We start from the raw sequence: 18056 nt of genomic DNA on the forward strand, positions 1-18056 counted from the left end.
GGCCAGGAGAGACCCATGATTGACCTTCACGGTTACGGGCCACGCCTTCTCGAGGGGGCGCTGGTCACCATCGAACTGGCGGTGCTGTCACTGATCCTGGCCATCGGGCTTGGCCTTGTCACCGCCAGCGCCAAGATGTCGCGCAACTGGGTGGCCCACCGCCTGGGCACCCTCTATACCACCATCATCCGCGGCGTACCGGACCTGGTGCTGATGATGCTGCTGTTCTTCGGCGGCCAGATCGGCATCAACATGGTCACCGACTGGCTGTACGCCCGCTTCGGTATCGACATCTTCATCAACGTCAACGAGTTCGTCGCCGGCGTCCTGACCATCGGCCTGATCTTCGGTGCCTATATGGGCGAGACCTTCCGTGGCGCCTTTCTGGCGGTGGACAGCGGCCAGATCGAGGCAGGCCGCGCCTACGGCATGAGCCACGCCCTGGTGTTCCGCCGTATTCGCTTCCCGCAGATGATGCGCCATGCCCTGCCGGGCCTGTCCAACAACTGGATGGTGCTGTTGAAGACCACCGCCCTGGTCTCGGTGATCGGCCTGTCCGACATGGTGCGGGTCGCCGCGGAGGCCTCCAAGGCCACCCGCGAGCCCTTCCTGTTCATGATCATCGTGGCGGTCATCTATCTGCTGATCGCCAGCGTCTCGGAGTGGTTCTTCGCCAGACTGCAGAAGCGCTACGACGTCGGCTTCGGAGGGCATGACTGATGGATTCACTGCTTGCCTCAATCGAAGCACTGCTGGCCGACAACACCATCTTCACCCTCGACACCCTGTCGTACTACGGTGAGGGCCTGACCACCACGGTCCAGCTGGTGTTCCTGTCATTGATCGTCGGCCTGATCGCCGCGGTGCCACTGGCCATCGGCCGGGGTTCCAAGCGCCGCTGGATCAAGATGCCGATCTTCTTCTACACCTATGTATTCCGCGGCACGCCGCTGCTGGTGCAGCTCTACCTGATCTACTACGGCGTGGTGTTCGTCGAGGGCATCCAGGACACCTGGCTATGGGTACTGCTGGAGAAGCCGTTCTTCCCGGCGCTGGTGGCGTTCTCGTTGAACACCGCGGCCTACACCACCGAGATCTTCCATGGTGCGATCAAGGCCACCCCGCGTGGCGAGATCGAGGCGGCCAGGGCCTACGGCATGCGCTACTCGCTGATGATGCGCCGCATCGTGCTGCCCAGCGCCTTCCGCCGGGCGCTGCCGGCCTACGGCAACGAGGTGATCTTCATGCTCCACGCCAGCGCCATCGCCAGCGTAGTGACCATCATGGACCTGACCGGTGCGGCTCGCTTCGTCTATGCCCGCTACTACGCGCCCTTCGACGCCTTCCTGTTCGTGGCGGCGATCTACCTGTGCCTGACCTTCGCCATCCTGTACCTGTTCCGCTATCTGGAAAAGCGCCTGCTGGCCCACTTGAAGCCGGCCTCCGGTTAAGCCGTCGTGACGCCGGAGGCCACCGCCTCCGGCGCCGTCGCGCTATCGTCAAACAAGCGTTGGGAACTGGCGTTTCATTTCTGCCGCCCTGCCCTTCCTGAGAGGGCCCCGATTCGCTAAGGTGATGGTATGCGTCCACAAGACGCCCTCCCATCGCATCAACACCCGCTTATCAATAACAAGGGTTTACCTATATGACACTGCGCAAGCTCTTTACCGCTGGCCTGATCGGCACCGCGGTTCTCGCTTCTACCGCCCAGGCCGAGGTTCGTGACATCCGCATCGGCGTCGATGTGCCCTACGAGCCGATGGAATACCGCACCCCCGACGGCGAGCTGACCGGCTTCGACATCGATCTGGGTAACGCTCTTTGTGCTGAAGTCGGCATCCAGTGCGAGTGGGTGGTTCAGGGCTGGGACGGCATCATCCCCGGCCTGATGGCGCGCAAGTACGACGCCATCATGTCCTCCATGACCATCAACGACGAGCGTCGTGAGCAGGTGCTGTTCTCCGACCCCTACTTCACCCCGCCGTCCGCCTGGTTCGCCCCGACCGACCTGGAGATGGGCAACCCTGACGTCGAGTCCCTCGAGGGTCTGACCATCGGCGTGCAGCGTGGCACCCTGCAGGACAACTACGTCACCGACCTGTACGGCGACGTGGCCGATGTCAGCCGCTACGCCACCGCCGACGACCTGGTGCTGGACATGGACTCCGGCCGCGTCGACATCGGCTTCCTCGACTATCCGGTCGGCAAGTCGACCCTGCTGGACAGCGAGGCAGGCGACTACAAGGTGGTCGGTGAGCAGATCACCGAGCCCAAGGAGTACTTCGGTGACGGCTTCGGCATCGCCTTCCGTCAGCGTGACGAGGACCTGGCCAAGGCCTTCAACGAGGCGCTCGCCACCCTGAAGGACAACGGCACCTACGAAGAGATTCATGCCAAGTACTTTGCTGAATAAGTCTTTGCTGAATAAGCATCTTGCTGAAGCAACAAGTCCTGCCCGAGCCAACGCCTCGAGCAGGAACCGCGCCGGACCCTCTTGGGTCCGGTGTCACCACCGGCACTCGCTGGAACACTTGCTGTAGCACTCGCTAGAACACTCGACAGCACCTTGAAGCGACAGGACATCTTCGTGCCCCTGACCTGGCTCCCCATCTTCGCAGAGTCCCTTCCCCGGCCGCCCTGGCTGGATGGCTTTGCCCTGAGCGAATGGTTCGACGAATAGCGTCCCCTGCGCATACTCCAATGCCTTGAAAGTTCTGCTTGTTCGCCCTCCCCTGGCGACATTGCCCTGCCTGTCGGCAGCTCCCTGCTGATGCATCGTTGCAGGGGTCCTACTCTGTGGTTATTCACTCTTGTCCAAGGAAATCCCCATGAATCGTTCCCCCCTTCTGCTGGCCTCCGCCCTGTCCGCGCTGATGATCGGCGCAGGCCCATCACTCGCCGAAGAGCCGCTGCGTCTGGCCGTCGATGTGCCCTACGAACCCTTCGAGTACAAGACCGCCGACGGTACCCTGACCGGCTTCGAGATCGACCTGGGCAACGCCGTCTGCGAGCGCCTCGAGATCCAGTGCACCTGGGTCGAGCAGCCCTGGGACGGCATGATCCCGGCGCTGATGGCGCGCAAGTTCGACGCCATCATGTCGTCCATGGCGATCACCGAGGAACGCAGCCGCCAGGTGCTGTTTTCCGAGCCCTACTACACCACCCCGAGCGCCTGGATCACGCCGCGCGACCGCGACATCGACATCGCCGACAAGGCCAGCCTCGAGGGCCTGAGCGTCGGCGTGCAGCGCGCCACCCTGCAGGATCGCTACGTCACCGACCTGTACGGCGATGTGCTCGAAGTACGCCGCTACGCCAGTGCCGACGACGTGGTCGCCGACCTGCGTGCCGGCCGCCTGGACCTGACCTTCATGGACTACCCGATCGCCGAGGCGATGATCGACATCGATACCGAGCAGAGCGACTTCGTGCGCATCAGCGACTTCATCAAGGAGCCCGAGACCTACTTCGGCCAGGGCGTCGGCGTGGCCTTCCGCAAGCGCGACCGTGAACTCGCCGAACGTTTCAACGAGGCCCTGGCCGAGCTCAAGTCAGACGGCACCTACGACGAGATCATGAACGAGTACTTCAGCTACGACGTCAAACTGTGAACGTTGCCCTTTATCGTTCAGGCCGGCCTGCCCCAGGGCCGGCCCTGTCTCGGGAGCCGCCATGCTGACCCTTCTGAAGAATGCCCGCCTCTACGCCCCTGCCGCGATGGGCCTGAAGCACCTGCTGATCACCGACCGCCGCATCGCGGCGGTGCTGGAGCCCGAGGCCAGCGTCGATGAACACTTTCCCGGCCTCGAGGTACACGACCTCGAGGGCCGTCGAGTCATCCCTGGCCTGGTCGATCCGCTGGTGCACATGACCGGCGGTGGTGGCGAAGGCGGCTTCGGCACCCGCACCCCCGAGCTCCGCCTCGAGGATGCCATCGCCTCCGGCGTCACCACCCTGGTGGGGGCGCTCGGCACCGACGCCCTGACCCGCACGCCGGCCAACCTGCTCGGCAAGGTGCGCGAGCTCGCCGCCGGCGGCCTGAGCTGCTACGCCTACACCGGCTCCTACCAGCTGCCGCCGGTGACCCTGACCGGCTCGGTGGCCGAGGATATCGTCCATATCCCCGAGTTCATCGGCGTCGGTGAGGTCGCCATCAGCGACCATCGCGGCTCCCAGCCCAGCGCCCATGAGCTTGCTCGGCTGGCCTCCGAGAGCCGCACCGCAGGAATGCTCGCCGGCAAGTCCGGGATCGTCTTCATCCACACCGGCGACGCCGAAGGTGGCCTGGAGATCCTGCGTGAGGTAGCACGCACCACGGCCTTGCCCATCGCCCAGTTCATGCCGACCCACATCAACCGCACCGCGGCGCTGTTCGAGGATGGCCTGCGCTTCGCCCGGGACGGCGGGCGGATCGACTTCACCACCAGCACCACGCAGGAACTTCTTGCCGACGGCGAGGTGCCGGCCTCCGAGGCCGCCGCCAGGGCGCTCAAGGCCCGCGTCGCCCCTTCGCGCATCAGCCTGTCCTCCGACGCCAACGCTTCCCTGCCCCGCTTTGACGCCGAGGGGCGATTCGTCGGCCTCGAGGCTGGCCGCCTGGACAGCCTGTTCGAGGTACTGGGCGAGTGCGTCAACGACCACGGCATCGCCCTGGAGGTCGCCGTGGGCCTCGCCAGCACCCACGCCGCAGACGCCCTCGGGCTCAAGCGCAAGGGACGTCTGGCGGTCGGTCAGGACGCCGACCTGCTGGTGCTCGGCGACGATGACTGGGCCATCGACCAGGTCTGGGCGCTGGGCCAATGCCTGCATCGGCGTGACACGAATCGTTAGGCGTGTAAGGATCTCTCCATCACCACGACTGATTACGGTCCCGCAAGCTGGCGTGTAACCTTGATGGCAAGCCATCGCGCCGAGCCTGCGTCTCCCCCACCCACGAGGAGAGCCCATGAAAACCTATGAAAAGTCACCCGAGGCCATCGCCCGACTGAACCGCGAGCAGTATCGGGTCACCCAGGAAAGCGGCACCGAGCGTCCCGGCACCGGGGAGCACCTGCACAACCAGGAGCCCGGCATCTACGTGGACATCGTCTCCGGCGAGCCGCTGTTCGCCTCGTCGGACAAGTACGAGTCCGGCTGTGGCTGGCCCAGCTTCACCAAGCCGATCGAGCCGGCCTACGTCAACGAGCTGGTGGATTCGTCCCATGGCATGATCCGCACCGAGGTGCGCTCGTCCCACGGTGACAGCCACCTGGGTCACGTCTTCAACGACGGCCCCAGGGACAAGGGAGGCATGCGCTACTGCATCAACTCGGCGTCGCTCAGGTTCATCCATCGCGATGACATGGAAGCCGAGGGCTACGGCGAATATCTGAATCAAGTCGAGGAGGTCTGAACATGGCACAACAACGCGCAGTTCTCGCAGGCGGATGCTTCTGGGGCATGCAGGATCTGATTCGCCAGTTGCCAGGGGTCGAGTACACCCGGGTCGGCTACACCGGTGGCGACGTGCAAAACGCCACCTATCGTAACCACGGAACCCACGCCGAGGGTATCGAGATCCTGTTCGATCCCGACGTGATCAGCTATCGCAAGCTGCTGGAGTACTTCTTCCAGATCCATGATCCGACCACGCCCAATCGTCAGGGCAACGACCGTGGCATGTCCTACCGCTCGGCCATCTACTACGTGGACGAGGAGCAGAAGCGTGAAGCGCTCGACACCATCGCCGACGTGGAAGCCTCGGGTCTGTGGCCCGGCAAGGTGGTCACCGAGATCGAGCCGGTGGGGGATTTCTGGGAGGCCGAACCCGAGCACCAGGACTACCTGCAGCGCATTCCCCATGGCTACACCTGCCACTTCCCGCGCAAGGACTGGGTACTGCCCAGGCGCACCGAAGAGGCCTGATGCGCGTCGTCTGACAACGCCAACCAGGCCATCGCATCACGGACCCACCAGCGCCGCCCCTCGGGGCGGCGCTGTCGTGTCCGGCCCTTGGTGTCCTGTCCGGGCTCTCTGCAAGGGGAGCCGCGGGCTTGCGCCAGCCGGGCTCAACGCCGCGGATGGACGCCACCGACGTGGGCATGCTCCAGCGTCTCGGGGGGATCGACCGGCTGGGACAGTTCATTGAGGATGCCGCACTCGCCGACCTTGCCCTGGCCTGCGCAGCGACGGCGCAGGCCTTCCAGTTCGACCTTGAGCCTGGAGAGCTGGGCGATCCTCTGCTCGACGTGCCCCAGGTGCGCCTCGATCAGGGCGTCGGCCTCCTCGCAGGGCTGCTCGGGATCGTCCTGACAGACCAGCAGCGCGCGGATCTCGTCCAGCGTCATGTCCAGGGCGCGGCAGTGACGGATAAAGTCCAGGCGCTCGGCGTGGGCCTCACGATAGAGTCGATAGTTGCCCTCGCTGCGCGCAGGCTCGGGCAGCAGTCCTTCGCGCTCGTAGTAGCGCACCGTCTCCACCTTGACCCCGCTGCGTCTTGCCAGCTCGCCGATCTTCATGGGTTTTCCTCTCGCCAAACGTCCGTCCATTCTGGCCAGGCATCGACTGTCTCGTGCCAGCCCTTGACCCTATAGTGACTACAGGGTGTCAACTCTGACTCAGAGACCCGAGTGGAGTTCCCAGGATGGTAGATTCCCCCAAGATGGCAGATTCCCCTGAAGAGCGCAGCGCGAAAAGTACGAGCAAGGCCGGCTGCTGCGCTTACCGAAGCGCAGACGGCGATTCCAGTGTTGATGCAAGACCGGCAAGCACAGATGCCTGCTGCGGCTCCGACGCCAGGACCGAAACAGTAAGCGAAACCAGCTCGGCAAGCGCTGGCAGTTGCTGCGCCTCCAGTGCCACGCCCCGCACTGAAACCAAGACCGAAACTAGAGACGAAACAACAAGCGAAACCAGGCCGGCGGGAACCAGTACCTGCTGCGGGGCAGCCGAGACTGCCGACACCCCACAGAGCAGCGAAGCGTCCCCTTCGGCCAGTCGTCTTGCGCTGACCATCGACGAGATGTGCTGCCCCACCGAAGAAGGCGTGCTCAGAAAGGCGCTGGCCGATCTTCCCGGGGTCGAGGCACTGAGCTTCCAGCTGATGCAGCGTCGTCTGGTCGTCCATCACCACGGTGTCGATCGAGACGCCCTGACCGCCCGTGTCCGCGACACCGGCATGACGCCTCGCTTCGAGGATGACCAAGGCGCCGACGCCGCCGATGATTCCCGCAGCACCACGACGACGCCCTGGGGGCGCCTCGCGCTGGCCGGCATTCTGGCCCTGGGCGCCGAGGCCATCGGCTGGCTAGGGCTGACCGCTGGCTGGCTTACGCCGCTGCTGGCCATCGTCGCCATCGCCCTGGTCGGCATTCCCACCTGGAAAAAGGGCCTTGTGGCGCTGCGCCACGGCACCCTCAACATCAATGCGCTGATGAGCGTGGCGGTAACCGGCGCCATGCTGATCGGCCACTGGGCCGAGGCGGCCATGGTGATCGTGCTGTTCACCCTGGCCGAGCACCTCGAGGCCAGGTCGCTTGCACGCGCGCGCCAGGCCATCTCCGGACTGCTCGACCTGGCCCCGCCCAGGGCACGGGTGCTGGATGAAGGAGAGTCTGGCAGCGGCGAGTGGCGCGAGATCGACGCCGACGACGTCGCCATCGGTGATCTGGTCAGGGTTCACGCCGGCGAGCGTCTGGCGCTGGACGGCGAGATCGTGCGCGGTGACCCTAGCCTGGATGAGGCGCCGATCACCGGCGAGAGCCTGCCGCGTGATCGCTCCCTCGGCGAGAGCGTCTACGCCGGCTCCATCAACCTGGCCGGCGACTTCGATTACCGCGTCACCCGGCGGGCCAATGACACCACCCTGGCGCGCATCATCCACGCGGTGGAAGAAGCCCAGTCCCGTCGCGCGCCTACGCAGCGCATCATCGATCGCTTCGCCGCCATCTACACCCCGGTGGTGTTCGTCCTGGCCGGGCTGGTCGCGCTGGGCTGGCCACTGCTCGGCCTCGGCCCCTGGCTCGACGGGGTCTACCGCGCCCTGGTGCTGCTGGTCATCGCCTGCCCCTGCGCGCTGGTGATCTCCACCCCGGTAACGGTGGTCAGCGGCCTCGGTGCCGCCGCGCGCCAGGGTATCCTGATCAAGGGCGGCGTCTTTCTCGAGCAGGCCACCCGAGTCACCCACCTGGCGCTGGACAAGACCGGCACCCTGACCGAGGGCAAGCCACGGCTGGTGCGCTCAGCTGCGCTCGGTGACAGCGGCGACGCCGAGGGACAGCGCCTGGCCCTCGCCCTGGCGGAGCGCTCCAACCATCCGGTGTCCCGCGCCCTGGTGCAGGGGCTGGGCTCTCAGCCTACGGTGTCACTGGAAGGTGTCGAGGAGCGCGGCGGTCGTGGTCTGGTGGCAAGCGAGGCCGATAGCGGTGCGACGGTGTGGCTCGGCAACGCCCGCCTGGCCGGCGAGATGGGGGTCAGCCAGGCCCAGCTGACCAGCGGTGACGCCGACAACGACGACGCCGGCATCGTCTGGCTGGGGCGCGACGATCGGCTGCTGGCCTACTTCGCCGTCAGGGACGCCCTGCGCAGCACCAGCCGCCAAGCCATCGAGCGCCTGCATCGCCAGGGAGTGAGCGTCAGCATGCTCAGCGGCGACGCCCAGGCCAGGGTGGATGCCATCGCTCGTGAAGCCGGCATCGACGAGGCCTACGGTGAGCTGTTGCCGGAGGACAAGCTGGCGCGCCTGGACGCGCTGTCCCGCCGCGGTGTGTGCGCCATGGTCGGCGACGGTATCAACGACGCCCCGGCGCTGGCCCGGGCCGATATCGGCATCGCCATGGGCGCGGCGGGCAGCGACGTGGCCATCGAGACCGCCGATATCGCGCTGATGAACGACGACCCGGCCAGTCTGCCGCGGCTGATCGACCTGGCCCGCAGCACCCGCCGCCTGCTGGTGCAGAACATCGCCCTGGCGCTCGGCATCAAGGCGGTATTCCTGGCCCTGGCCCTGACCGGCCACGCCACCCTGTGGATGGCGGTGTTCGCTGACCTGGGCTCGAGCCTGCTGGTCGTGGGCAACGGACTGAGGATACTCAGACAGCGGTTTGATTGAAGCGCAGTATCCATTCGGCCATCACGCCGTCGTCGATGCGTCCGGCCAGCGAGGCCTGGCCTGGCGTGTCCGCCAGCTATTTGGCGGCCAGACCTCAATCGCTACCATGTTCTCGAATGTACTGTTTCAGGGCCTGGTCGATGCGGCGCTGCCAGCCATCGCCGCCCTGCTTGAAGTGGTCAATGACGTCCCGAGACAGACGGATCGACGTCTTCACCTTAGTCGGCGTTCGTTGCGCCCCCCGCTGCCCGATGGCCCGCTTGAGGTTTGCAGGCAACACCTCATCCATGGGGCGCATACGTTCGATATCCTCATCGGTGAGTTCCCTGACCTCACCTGTCCTGTCCGTGAGTCGCCTTGTCATAGCGCCGCACCTCCCGAGCGTTGGCCTTTCTCAAGCTGATGACGCGAATTCCACCTTCAATCGGCGTGAAACACACCACGTGGACCCGCTGACCGATCATCCCGATGGCAACAAACCGACGCTCCGGGTAATCGTTGCGCTAGTCCTCGGTCAGTAGCGCCCCTTCCCAATCGAAAAGAGACACCTCGCTGAAGGGCAGGCCGCGCTCTCTGGCATTCCAAGCGCTCTTCCCCGGATCGAAGTCGATGATCATGCTTTAAATGTATGGACAAAAAAAGGACAAGAAGGTTCGTTCTCCCACAACGCACTCGTTGCCGAAACTAATGCTTGCCAGGTGCCTTGGCTGCCACCACCAAATAATGGCCTCCATCTTGCGTCTCGTCACCCCTCCCTGACCGCCATCGCCTCGCGCATAAAGCGCAGTATCCACTCGGCCATCACGCCGTCGTCGATGCGTCCGGCCAGCGAGGCCTGGCCCTGGCGTACCCGTTCTTCCCCGACCAGGCCCTGGCGCAGGTGCATCAGGTCGCGGGAGTAGTCGGGGCGAAACTCGGGGTGGCCCTGGACGCCGAGAAAGCAGCGGCCGACGCGGATCAGGTAGTGGGGGCAGAAGCCGCTGCCGCCCAGGGTCGAGGCGCCTTCGGGCAGCGCCTCGACCTGATCCTGATGGCTGACCAGCAGGTCGAGGTCATGCTGCCAGGGGGTCATCCAGGGCTCGCGCTCGCCGACCCGATTGTTGGAAAGCCCCACGCCCCAGCCCTTGGGGCTCTTGATCACCTCGCCGCCCAACGCCTTGACGATCAACTGGTGACCGAAGCACACCCCCACCAGCGGCTTCTCGGCGCGATAGAGCGCGCGCACGAAGTCCTCAAGCCGGGCGATCCAGGCGTGGCCGTCGTTGACCCCGAACTTCGATCCGGTGGTCAGCCAGGCATCCACGGCCTCGACATCATCGGGAATCTCGCCGTCCAGGCAGCGGTAGACCTGCCACTCGAGGCTGACCCCCAGGGAAAAGGCCGCCGGCGCCAGCAGCGCCTCGAACATGGCCGGATAGTTGCCGTGGGCGTCGATCAGCTCCGCCGCCACGTCGTCGCACTGCAGTAGACCGATTCGCATGATGTTCTCCATCACCAGTACTCCCTTGACGCTGGCCGGCCACCTTGCCAGAGACGACCCGGGCGCCGCCAGGGCCACGTCATCGGGCGGGGCCGGGCGCTATTCCAAGCGCTAATATCAAGCGCTATAGCCGGCCCTGCTGGGCCGCCAGGAAGATGCGTTGATAGTCCTCGGCCGTAAAGGCGATGGGATTGCTTGCCGCGGACGGGTCGACCACCGCCATTTCGCCGATCTTCACCGCCTCGGCGTCATCGATGCCGATGGCCGCCAGGTCGTGGGGGATCGCGAGCCGCTCGCGCAGCTCGAGCACCCAGTCGATGGCACTTGAGGTGCCCGGCTGGCGGATATCGAGATAGCGACACAGGCGCACCATGGGCTCACCGATGGCGCGCTCGTTGGCCTTGAGCACATAGGGCATCAGGATGGCGTTCAAGGTGCCATGGTGGGCGTCGTACAGCGCCCCCAGTGGATGGGCCAGAGCATGCATGGCGCCGAGCCCCCGCTGGAAGGCGGTGGCGCCCATGCTCGATGCCACCAGCATGTTGAGCCGGGCCTCAAGGTCGTCGCCGTGGGCGTAGGCCCGGGGCAGATAGTCGCGGACCCGGCGCATGCCCTCCACCGCGATGCCCTCGGCCATGGGGTGATAGCCCGGCGCGCACCAGGCCTCCAGACAGTGGGACAGGGCATCCATACCGGTGGCGGCGGTAACCGCAGGGGGCAGGCCCACGGTCAGGGTCGGGTCCAGGATCACCCGGGCCGGCACCATGCCGGGGTGGAAGATGATGCGCTTGACCCGCTCGGCCTCGTCGGTGATCACCGAGGCGCGTCCCACCTCCGAGCCGGTACCGGCGGTGGTCGGCACCGCCACCAGCGGCACGATGGCGTCGCCGTCGGCGTTCTTCCAGTTGTCGCCAACGTCCTCCAGCGACCACAGCGACAGGCCGTCGCGCTGATTGGCCATCAGCGCCACCGCCTTGGCCGCGTCGAGTCCGGAGCCTCCGCCGAAGGCGATCACGCCGTCGTGTTCCCCCTGGCGGAAGGCGTCGACGCCGGCGATGACGTTGGCACCGGTGGGATTGCCCTTGATCTCGGCAAACAGCCCCGCCCTGAGTCCTTCGCCGGCGCAGTGATCGAGCACTTCGCGCACCATCGGCAGCGCCGCGAGCCCCGGATCGGTGATCAACAACGGCGCCGTCATGCCAAGCTCTCGACACTGGGCCGGCAGGTCACGAATCCGACCGGCGCCGGTGAGGATGGCCGAGGGGTAGTTCCAGCTGGTGGTGTAGCGGCTGATATCGCTCATGGTTGCCTCAGGCGTGTTTCAGGTGGAAGGACTTGGGCCGAGTCAGGCTGTCGAAGCCGAGCCGCGACAGCGAGCAGCCGCGGCCTGAGTGCTTGACGCCGGTCCAGGCCAGCTCCGGGTCCAGATAGTCGCAGCGATTGACGAAGGCGGTGCCCACCTGAAGCCGCGCGGCCAGCGCTTCGCCGGCGACCAGGTCGCGGGTGAAGATCGCCCCGGTCAGGCCGAACTCGGAGTCATTCATCAAGGCGATGGCCTCGTCGTCGCCGTCCACCGCCATCACCCCGACCACCGGGCCGAAGCTCTCCTCGCGCATCACCGCCATGCTGTGGTCGACCCCGGTCAACAGCTGTGGCGCCAGATAGGCGCTGCCCGGGCGCGACAGCGGATAGTCGCCGGGGTCGATCCAGGCGCGAGCGCCGGCGGCCACCGCGGCCTCCACCTGGCCCCGTACGAAGTCGGCGGCGGCGGGCTTGACCACCGGCCCCAGGCTGGTTGACGGGTCGCAGGGGTTGCCGAGCCTGAGCTGCTTGAGCCAGGCCACCGCCCGTTCGATGAAGTCATCGAAGATGGCGCGCTCGACGTAGATCCGCTCGATGCCACAGCAGCTCTGGCCCGAGTTGAAGAAGGCGCCGTCCATCACCCCTTCCACCGCGCTGTCCAGGTCGACGTCGGCACGCACATAGGCGGCGTCCTTGCCGCCGAGTTCCAGCGCCGTGGCGATAAAGCGCCCGGCGGTGGCGGCTTCGACGGTGCGACCACCGCCCACCGAGCCGGTGAAGGACACATGGTCGATGCGAGGGTCCCCCATCAGCGTCTCGGTGGCCTGGTGGCTCAGGTGCAGGTACTGGAACACCCCCTCGGGGATACCCGCCTCTCGGGCGGCCTCGACCATGCGCTCGGCACACAGCGGGGTCTGGGCGGAGTGCTTGAGGATCACCGCATTGCCGGCGAGGATCGCCGGCACCACGGCGTTCACCGCGGTCATGTAGGGGAAGTTCCAGGGCGCGACGATCAGCGAGACGCCCAGCGGTTCGCGGCGAATGTAGCGGGTAAAGCCGGGCTTGTCGGCCAGGCGCAGCGGCGAGAGCGCCTCAGGCGCCATGGCGATCATCGCCCGGGCGCGCTCCTCGAAGCCGCCGATTTCCCCGCCGCCCTGAGAAATGGGCCGGCCCATCTGCCAGCACAGCTCCTCGGCGTGCTGATCGCGCCGGGCGACGAAGGCGTCCACCATCGCACTGCACAGGCGGCAGCGCTCGGCGACGTCACGTTCGCGCCAGTCCTGCTGGGCCTCGACCGCGCGGGCCAGGGCGGTTTCGATCTCGGCCGCGTCGGCCTGCTCGCGCTCCACGTACACCGAGCCGTCCACCGGCGATATCGTCTGTTGAATGACCATGCAGTTCTCTCGTCTGTCGGTTGGCGGGATGCCGGGATGCCGGGATGCCGGGCATCCTCGTCAGATGATCTCGAAGTAGCGATCGAGCTCCCAGTCGGTGATATGCCGACGGAATTCGCGCTCCTCCCATTCCCGGGTGGCGGCAAAGTGCTCGACGAAGTCGTCGCCAAAGAGCCCGCGCGCAGGCGTCGATGCCTTGAGCCGCTGTGCCGCCTCCCACAGGGTTCGCGGCAGCGCCTGGTGCTCGGGATGGTCGAGCTCGTAGGCGTTGCCGGTGACCGCGGTATCGGGCTCGAGCTTCTGCTCGATGCCATGAAGGCCGGCACCGATGGCCGCGGCCAGCGCCAGGTAGGGATTGGCGTCGGCGCTGCCGAGCCGGTATTCGACCCGCTGGGACTTGGCGCTGCCGGGGATCACGCGCAGGGCGGTGGTACGATTCTCGACGCCCCAGGTGGCGTCCGTCGGCGCCCAGAAGCCGGGAATCAGCCGGGTGTAGCTGTTGATGGTGGGGGCGAACATGGCCAGAAACTCCGGCATCAGCCGCTGCTGGCCGGCGACGAAATGACGCTGGATGGCGCTCATGGAGTGCTCGGCGCCGGCGTCGTAGAAGGCCGACTCGCCGCTCTCGAGGTGCTTCATCGACAGGTGGATATGGCCGCTCTGGCCGGGATAGTCCGGCGACCACTTGGCCATGAAGGTGGCCATCAGGCCGCGTCGCTGGGCCCACACCTTGGTGAAGGTCTTGAACAGCGCCGCCTTGTCGCCGGCGGCCAGCGCCTCGTCGACGCCGATGGCGGCCTCGAGCACGCCTGGCCCGGTCTCGGTGTGCAGCCCCTCGATGGGGAAGTCCATGCGCTGGGACAGCTCCAGCAGCTCGTGGTATAGCTCGGCATGCACCGAACTCCTGAGCATGGAGTAGCCCATCATGTCCGGGGTCAGCGGACGCAGGTTGCGAAAGCCCTTCTCGCGCACCGATTCCGGCGTCTCCTGGAACATGAAGAATTCATACTCCAGCGAGCCGTGTACCGAGAAGCCCATCTCGGCGGCCCGGCCCAGCACTCGCCGCAGCAGGCCACGCGGACAGATCGCCTCGGCCCGCTCGGTGAATTCGGCCATGAACAGCAGCATGTCGCCTTCAAAGGGTACCTCGCGACAGCTCTCCGGCAGCACGCGCAACTGGGCGTCGGGATAGCCGGTGTGCCAGCCGGTGTAGCGCGTGTTGTCGTACAGCTCGTCCTTGCTGTCCCAGCCCAGCACCACGTCGCAGAAGGCGAAGCCGCCGTCGAGGGCGGCAAAGAACTTGTCGCGGTGCATGTACTTGCCGACCATCACCCCGTCCAGATCGAGGAAACCGATCTTGACGTGGGAGAGGTTGCGCGCCTCGACCACCCGGCGGGCGTCATCCGCCGTGCGCACGTCCCTGGGATTGAGTCCTGACATCGATCACCCTCCTCATGGGCGAAGGAACAAGGGCGAAGAAACAACGGGCCGACCTTGATTGCCGGGCCGGCCCGCAACGCCCGATATCTGCCGTGAGTGTCAGCTGTAGCGGTAGGGAGGTCCCGCCTGCTGCATGGTCTGACGATAGTCCTTGAGGATCTGCACCACCTTGGCGTTGCGCTCGCTCTGGCCTGCGATCTCGTCCCAGAAGCTCAGCGCCTCGTCCTCGATGGTCTGCCACTCGCTTTCCGGGATCGAGGTCAGCTCCAGCTTGCCGCCCTGGGTGCGGTAGTGGGCCTCGCCCCACCAGTACCAGTGCTGACGATAGTAGTGAGAGCTGTCCATGCACATTCTGAACAGCGTCTTCAGGTGATCCGGCAGCTCGTTCCAGCGTTCACTGTTGGCGAAGTAGGAGCCGGCCCAGGCGCCGGAAATATTGTTGGTCAGGTAGTAGCTGGAGACGTCCGCCCAGCCCACGGTGTAGGCCTCGGTGATGCCGGCCCAGGCGATGCCGTCGAGTTCGCGGGTCTGCATGGCGACCTCGATGTCCTCCCACGGCAGGGTCACCGGCACCACCCCGAAGCGGGTCAGGAAGCGCCCGGCGGTGGGGAAGGTGAAGACCCGTTTGCCCTCCAGGTCCTTGATGCTGCGAATCGGCTCCCGGGTGACAAAGTTGCAGGGGTCCCAGCTGCCGGAGCCGAGCCAGGTCACTCCCTCGATCTCGCCGTAGGCCTCCTCCCAGATTTCCTTGAGGCCGTAGTGGTTGAACAGGGTCGGCACGTCCAGGCTATAGCGCGAGGCGAACGGGAAGTAGCCGCCGAACACCGAGACATCGACCGGAGCATTGATCGAGTCGTCATCGCTCTGCACCGCGTCGATGGTGCCCCGCTGCATCGCCCGAAACAGCTCGCCGGTGGGCACCAGCTGGTCGGAGAAGTACAGCTCGATCTCCATCTCGCCGTTGGCGGCCTTGTTGAAGGCCTCGATGGAAGGCTTGATCACGTGCTCCGCCAGGGCTGGTCCTGCGTAGGTCTGCAGTCGCCAGCGGATCGGCGTCTTCGACTGGGCGTGGACGTAGGGGGCGGCCAGGGTGCCCGCCCCCACGGTGGCGGCGGTGGCGACACCGGCCTTCTTGAGGAAGTCGCGACGATTGGTCATCCGTTCTCTCCCGTTTTCGTTGTTGTTGCCTGACGTTGCGTCCGTAAAGGACGCCTGTTGTCGTCTTCTCCTGCCTTCTTTAAAGCTTCTTGCTTCACATCCCTGCCTGCCGGGCCAAGACCGCGACAGTCCTGCCTCAGTAGTCCCTGAACAGACCCGGCAGCCATAGCGCCAGCTCGGGAAACGCGGTGATCAGCGCAAGCCCCGCCAGCATGATGGCGACGAATGGCCAGACGCTGCGGTAGATGTCGCCGAGACTGATCTCCGGCGGGGCCATGGCGCGCATCAGAAAGAGGTTGTAGCCAAACGGTGGGGTCATGTAGGCGATCTGCACGGTGATGGTGTAGAGCACTCCGTACCAGATCGGGTCGAAGCCCAGGGTGATCACCAGCGGCACGTACAGCGGCGCCACGATCACCAGCATGGCGGTGTCGTCGAGGAACATGCCCAGCAGAATGTAAGACAGCTGCATCATCACCAGGATCTGCCAGGGGGTGAGGCCGAACTGGTCGAGGAATACCGACTCGATGGCGCGCACCGCGCCGAGACCGTCGAACACCGCGCCAAAGCACAGCGCCGCCAGGATGATCCACATGAACATGCAGGTGATGCCGAGCGAGCGGCGCACCGTGGTCTCGATCACCGCCAGCGTCAGACGGCGCTTGAACGCCGCCGCCAGGGTCGCCGACAGCGCCCCCACCGCGGCGCTCTCGACCAGGCTGGTGACGCCCATCACGAACAGCCCGGTCATGAAGAAGAAGATTGCCAGCGGCATGATGCCCGCGCGCAGAAGCTTCAGCTTGTCGGCGGTGGACAGGTTGCGCTCCTCCGGCGGCAGCGCCGGGCCCAGGCTCGGCTGCAGGCGACAACGCACCACGATGTAGATGACGAACATCGCCGCCAGGATCAACCCGGGGATGGCTCCGGCCAGCCATAGCTGGCTGACCGGCTGTCGCGCGATCATGCCGTAGAGCACCAGCACCACGCTGGGCGGCACCAGGATGCCGAGCGAGCTTCCAGCCTGGATCACCCCGGTGACCATGATCTTGTCGTAGCCCCGGCGCAGCAGTTCCGGCAGGGCGATGGTGGCACCGATGGCCATGCCGGCCACACTCAGTCCATTCATCGCCGAGACCACCACCATCAGGCCGATGGTACCCACGGCGAGCCCGCCCTTGAGCCCGCCCATCCATACGTGGAACATCTCGTAGAGTTCGGAGGCGATGCCCGACTCCGAGAGCATGTACCCCATGAAGATGAACAAAGGCAGGGTCAACAGCGGATACCAGTTCATCAACTGGATGGCAGCGCTGAACGGCATCTCCATGCCGCCATCGCCCCACAGCAAGAGCGCCGCCGCCGCGCCGACGAAGCCGATGACGCCGAACACCCGCTGTCCGGTCAACAGCAGCAACATCATCGAAGAGAACATCGTCAGCGCGATCATTTCATAGCTCATCGATCGCCCTCCGTCCCTGGCTCTGGCTTAGAAACAGCAACATCATCGACGCTCTCGACAAGGGCAGCGTCAGCGCGATCATTTCATGGCTCATCGATCGCCCTCCCCGTCCTTCCGGTCCTGCTCTTCCCTGCCGTCCTTATCCCCCTCGGTCTGCTCGAGCGGGTGTCCTCTCAGCACGGCGATATCCTTGAACAGGGTCGAGAGGCACTGGGCGAGCATCAGCGCCACCCCCAGGGTCATGATGATCTTGATCGGCGCCAGCGGCGGCGCCCAGGAGCTGTAGTTGGTCTCGCCGTACTTGATCGCGTAGCTGGTGCTGGAGATGCCGCCGGCCAGCAGGGTGGCGAGGAACACCAGCAACAGCAGCATGGTCAGGACGTCGCTCATGGCCTTGGCCCGTGGCGACAGTCGGGTATAGAAGAGATCCATGCGCACATGGTCGTCGAGCTGCATGGAGTAGGCGCCGCCCAACAGAAAGTAGGCGACCATCAGGAACTGAGAGACCTCGACGCCCCAGATCAACGGCCGATCAAACAGGGTGCGCGAGAGCGAGGCGTAGAGCAGGACCCCGATCATCACGAAGATCAGGTACATGACGATACGACCGATACGCCGATTGAATCGGTCCACGTAGCGGACGTAGAGACGAATGGCTGCCGGCATGGGCGCTCCCGGACACAAGAGGAATCTCCTGAGTCTTGGCCCAGCCTGGCCGGACGTGCCAGTTGCATC

At 65.6% G+C, this 18056-nt stretch carries 17 protein-coding genes and 1 pseudogene; 8 read left to right on the plus strand and 10 right to left on the minus strand.

What is annotated here, in order from left to right:
- The first annotated feature begins 15 nt into the window (after nt 1-15).
- From NKF27_RS16070 to msrA, 7 genes are all read left to right on the plus strand, one after another.
- A complete protein-coding gene (locus tag NKF27_RS16070; protein ID WP_045992793.1) occupies nt 16-720 on the plus strand; it encodes an ABC transporter permease in 705 nt (234 codons plus the stop codon).
- Nucleotides 720-1451: an ABC transporter permease gene (locus tag NKF27_RS16075; protein ID WP_108132404.1), complete on the plus strand. Its 732-nt coding sequence runs from the start codon at nt 720-722 to the stop codon at nt 1449-1451. The genes NKF27_RS16070 and NKF27_RS16075 overlap by 1 nt, the downstream gene beginning before the upstream one ends.
- 200 nt (nt 1452-1651) lie before the next feature.
- Nucleotides 1652-2413: a transporter substrate-binding domain-containing protein gene (locus tag NKF27_RS16080; RefSeq protein ID WP_045992836.1), complete on the plus strand. Its 762-nt coding sequence runs from the start codon at nt 1652-1654 to the stop codon at nt 2411-2413.
- 415 nt (nt 2414-2828) lie between these two features.
- Nucleotides 2829-3611, plus strand: a complete 783-nt coding sequence (locus tag NKF27_RS16085; RefSeq protein ID WP_253553179.1) for a transporter substrate-binding domain-containing protein — start codon at nt 2829-2831, stop codon at nt 3609-3611.
- 61 nt (nt 3612-3672) lie between these two features.
- Nucleotides 3673-4830, plus strand: a complete 1158-nt coding sequence (gene iadA / locus NKF27_RS16090) for a beta-aspartyl-peptidase (RefSeq protein ID WP_253553181.1) — start codon at nt 3673-3675, stop codon at nt 4828-4830.
- Nucleotides 4831-4945: 115 nt separating this feature from the next.
- Complete coding sequence (msrB, locus tag NKF27_RS16095) at nt 4946-5392, plus strand: peptide-methionine (R)-S-oxide reductase MsrB (protein WP_045992796.1); 447 nt, start codon at nt 4946-4948, stop codon at nt 5390-5392.
- A 2-nt stretch (nt 5393-5394) separates the two neighbouring features.
- Complete coding sequence (gene msrA / locus NKF27_RS16100) at nt 5395-5904, plus strand: peptide-methionine (S)-S-oxide reductase MsrA (RefSeq protein ID WP_253553183.1); 510 nt, start codon at nt 5395-5397, stop codon at nt 5902-5904.
- 143 nt (nt 5905-6047) lie between these two features.
- Here msrA and cadR read toward each other — a convergent pair whose 3' ends face one another.
- A complete protein-coding gene (gene cadR, locus NKF27_RS16105; protein ID WP_045992798.1) occupies nt 6048-6497 on the minus strand; it encodes a Cd(II)/Pb(II)-responsive transcriptional regulator in 450 nt (149 codons plus the stop codon).
- A gap of 503 nt (nt 6498-7000) precedes the next feature.
- Between cadR and NKF27_RS16110 the strand changes: the two genes are divergently transcribed.
- Nucleotides 7001-9088, plus strand: coding sequence for a cation-translocating P-type ATPase (locus NKF27_RS16110; protein ID WP_253553184.1), 2088 nt, complete (start codon nt 7001-7003; stop codon nt 9086-9088).
- Between the two features lie 94 nt (nt 9089-9182).
- On the opposite strand, the gene NKF27_RS16115 is transcribed toward NKF27_RS16110, so the two are convergent.
- The 9 genes and pseudogenes from NKF27_RS16115 to NKF27_RS16150 all read right to left on the minus strand — a co-directional run bounded on the left by NKF27_RS16115 (nt 9183) and on the right by NKF27_RS16150 (nt 17987).
- Nucleotides 9183-9452, minus strand: a complete 270-nt coding sequence (locus tag NKF27_RS16115; RefSeq protein ID WP_108132401.1) for a BrnA antitoxin family protein — start codon at nt 9450-9452, stop codon at nt 9183-9185.
- A pseudogene (locus NKF27_RS21255) lies at nt 9421-9573 on the minus strand (BrnT family toxin); the annotation flags it as partial. The pseudogene NKF27_RS21255 and the gene NKF27_RS16115, both read right to left, overlap by 32 nt.
- 260 nt (nt 9574-9833) lie before the next feature.
- Nucleotides 9834-10568, minus strand: coding sequence for a GMP synthase (locus NKF27_RS16120; RefSeq protein ID WP_253553186.1), 735 nt, complete (start codon nt 10566-10568; stop codon nt 9834-9836).
- A 124-nt stretch (nt 10569-10692) separates the two neighbouring features.
- The gene (locus NKF27_RS16125; RefSeq protein ID WP_185696393.1) at nt 10693-11871 is read right to left on the minus strand and encodes an iron-containing alcohol dehydrogenase; all 1179 of its coding nucleotides are present in this window, start codon (nt 11869-11871) and stop codon (nt 10693-10695) included.
- 7 nt (nt 11872-11878) lie between these two features.
- Nucleotides 11879-13264 carry an aldehyde dehydrogenase family protein gene (locus tag NKF27_RS16130; RefSeq protein WP_253553188.1) on the minus strand — a complete coding sequence of 462 codons (1386 nt, stop codon included), beginning with the start codon at nt 13262-13264 and terminating at the stop codon, nt 11879-11881.
- A 60-nt stretch (nt 13265-13324) separates the two neighbouring features.
- Nucleotides 13325-14704, minus strand: coding sequence for a glutamine synthetase family protein (locus NKF27_RS16135; RefSeq protein WP_253553190.1), 1380 nt, complete (start codon nt 14702-14704; stop codon nt 13325-13327).
- Nucleotides 14705-14803: 99 nt separating this feature from the next.
- Nucleotides 14804-15862 (minus strand): twin-arginine translocation signal domain-containing protein, encoded by a 1059-nt coding sequence (locus tag NKF27_RS16140; RefSeq protein ID WP_045992803.1) that lies wholly within the window; start codon nt 15860-15862, stop codon nt 14804-14806.
- Nucleotides 15863-15998: 136 nt separating this feature from the next.
- Nucleotides 15999-17321 (minus strand): TRAP transporter large permease subunit, encoded by a 1323-nt coding sequence (locus NKF27_RS16145; protein WP_045992804.1) that lies wholly within the window; start codon nt 17319-17321, stop codon nt 15999-16001.
- 90 nt (nt 17322-17411) lie between these two features.
- Complete coding sequence (locus NKF27_RS16150; RefSeq protein ID WP_108132397.1) at nt 17412-17987, minus strand: TRAP transporter small permease subunit; 576 nt, start codon at nt 17985-17987, stop codon at nt 17412-17414.
- Nucleotides 17988-18056: the final 69 nt, after the last annotated feature.

It is taken from the genome of Halomonas sp. DN3, assembly GCF_024137905.1.
GTDB lineage: Bacteria > Pseudomonadota > Gammaproteobacteria > Pseudomonadales > Halomonadaceae > Halomonas > Halomonas litopenaei.

What these genes read in the sequence shown, in the direction of transcription:
- NKF27_RS16070 (WP_045992793.1), top strand. Translation starts at nt 16, where the DNA reads ATGATTGACCTTCACGGTTACGGGCCACGCCTTCTCGAGGGGGCGCTG.
- NKF27_RS16075 (WP_108132404.1), top strand. Translation starts at nt 720, where the DNA reads ATGGATTCACTGCTTGCCTCAATCGAAGCACTGCTGGCCGACAACACC.
- NKF27_RS16085 (WP_253553179.1), top strand. Translation starts at nt 2,829, where the DNA reads ATGAATCGTTCCCCCCTTCTGCTGGCCTCCGCCCTGTCCGCGCTGATG.
- iadA (WP_253553181.1), top strand. Translation starts at nt 3,673, where the DNA reads ATGCTGACCCTTCTGAAGAATGCCCGCCTCTACGCCCCTGCCGCGATG.
- msrB (WP_045992796.1), top strand. Translation starts at nt 4,946, where the DNA reads ATGAAAACCTATGAAAAGTCACCCGAGGCCATCGCCCGACTGAACCGC.
- msrA (WP_253553183.1), top strand. Translation starts at nt 5,395, where the DNA reads ATGGCACAACAACGCGCAGTTCTCGCAGGCGGATGCTTCTGGGGCATG.
- cadR (WP_045992798.1), bottom strand. Translation starts at nt 6,497, where the DNA reads ATGAAGATCGGCGAGCTGGCAAGACGCAGCGGGGTCAAGGTGGAGACG.
- NKF27_RS16110 (WP_253553184.1), top strand. Translation starts at nt 7,001, where the DNA reads ATGTGCTGCCCCACCGAAGAAGGCGTGCTCAGAAAGGCGCTGGCCGAT.
- NKF27_RS16115 (WP_108132401.1), bottom strand. Translation starts at nt 9,452, where the DNA reads ATGACAAGGCGACTCACGGACAGGACAGGTGAGGTCAGGGAACTCACC.
- NKF27_RS16120 (WP_253553186.1), bottom strand. Translation starts at nt 10,568, where the DNA reads ATGCGAATCGGTCTACTGCAGTGCGACGACGTGGCGGCGGAGCTGATC.
- NKF27_RS16125 (WP_185696393.1), bottom strand. Translation starts at nt 11,871, where the DNA reads ATGAGCGATATCAGCCGCTACACCACCAGCTGGAACTACCCCTCGGCC.
- NKF27_RS16130 (WP_253553188.1), bottom strand. Translation starts at nt 13,264, where the DNA reads ATGGTCATTCAACAGACGATATCGCCGGTGGACGGCTCGGTGTACGTG.
- NKF27_RS16135 (WP_253553190.1), bottom strand. Translation starts at nt 14,704, where the DNA reads ATGTCAGGACTCAATCCCAGGGACGTGCGCACGGCGGATGACGCCCGC.
- NKF27_RS16140 (WP_045992803.1), bottom strand. Translation starts at nt 15,862, where the DNA reads ATGACCAATCGTCGCGACTTCCTCAAGAAGGCCGGTGTCGCCACCGCC.
- NKF27_RS16145 (WP_045992804.1), bottom strand. Translation starts at nt 17,321, where the DNA reads ATGAGCTATGAAATGATCGCGCTGACGATGTTCTCTTCGATGATGTTG.
- NKF27_RS16150 (WP_108132397.1), bottom strand. Translation starts at nt 17,987, where the DNA reads ATGCCGGCAGCCATTCGTCTCTACGTCCGCTACGTGGACCGATTCAAT.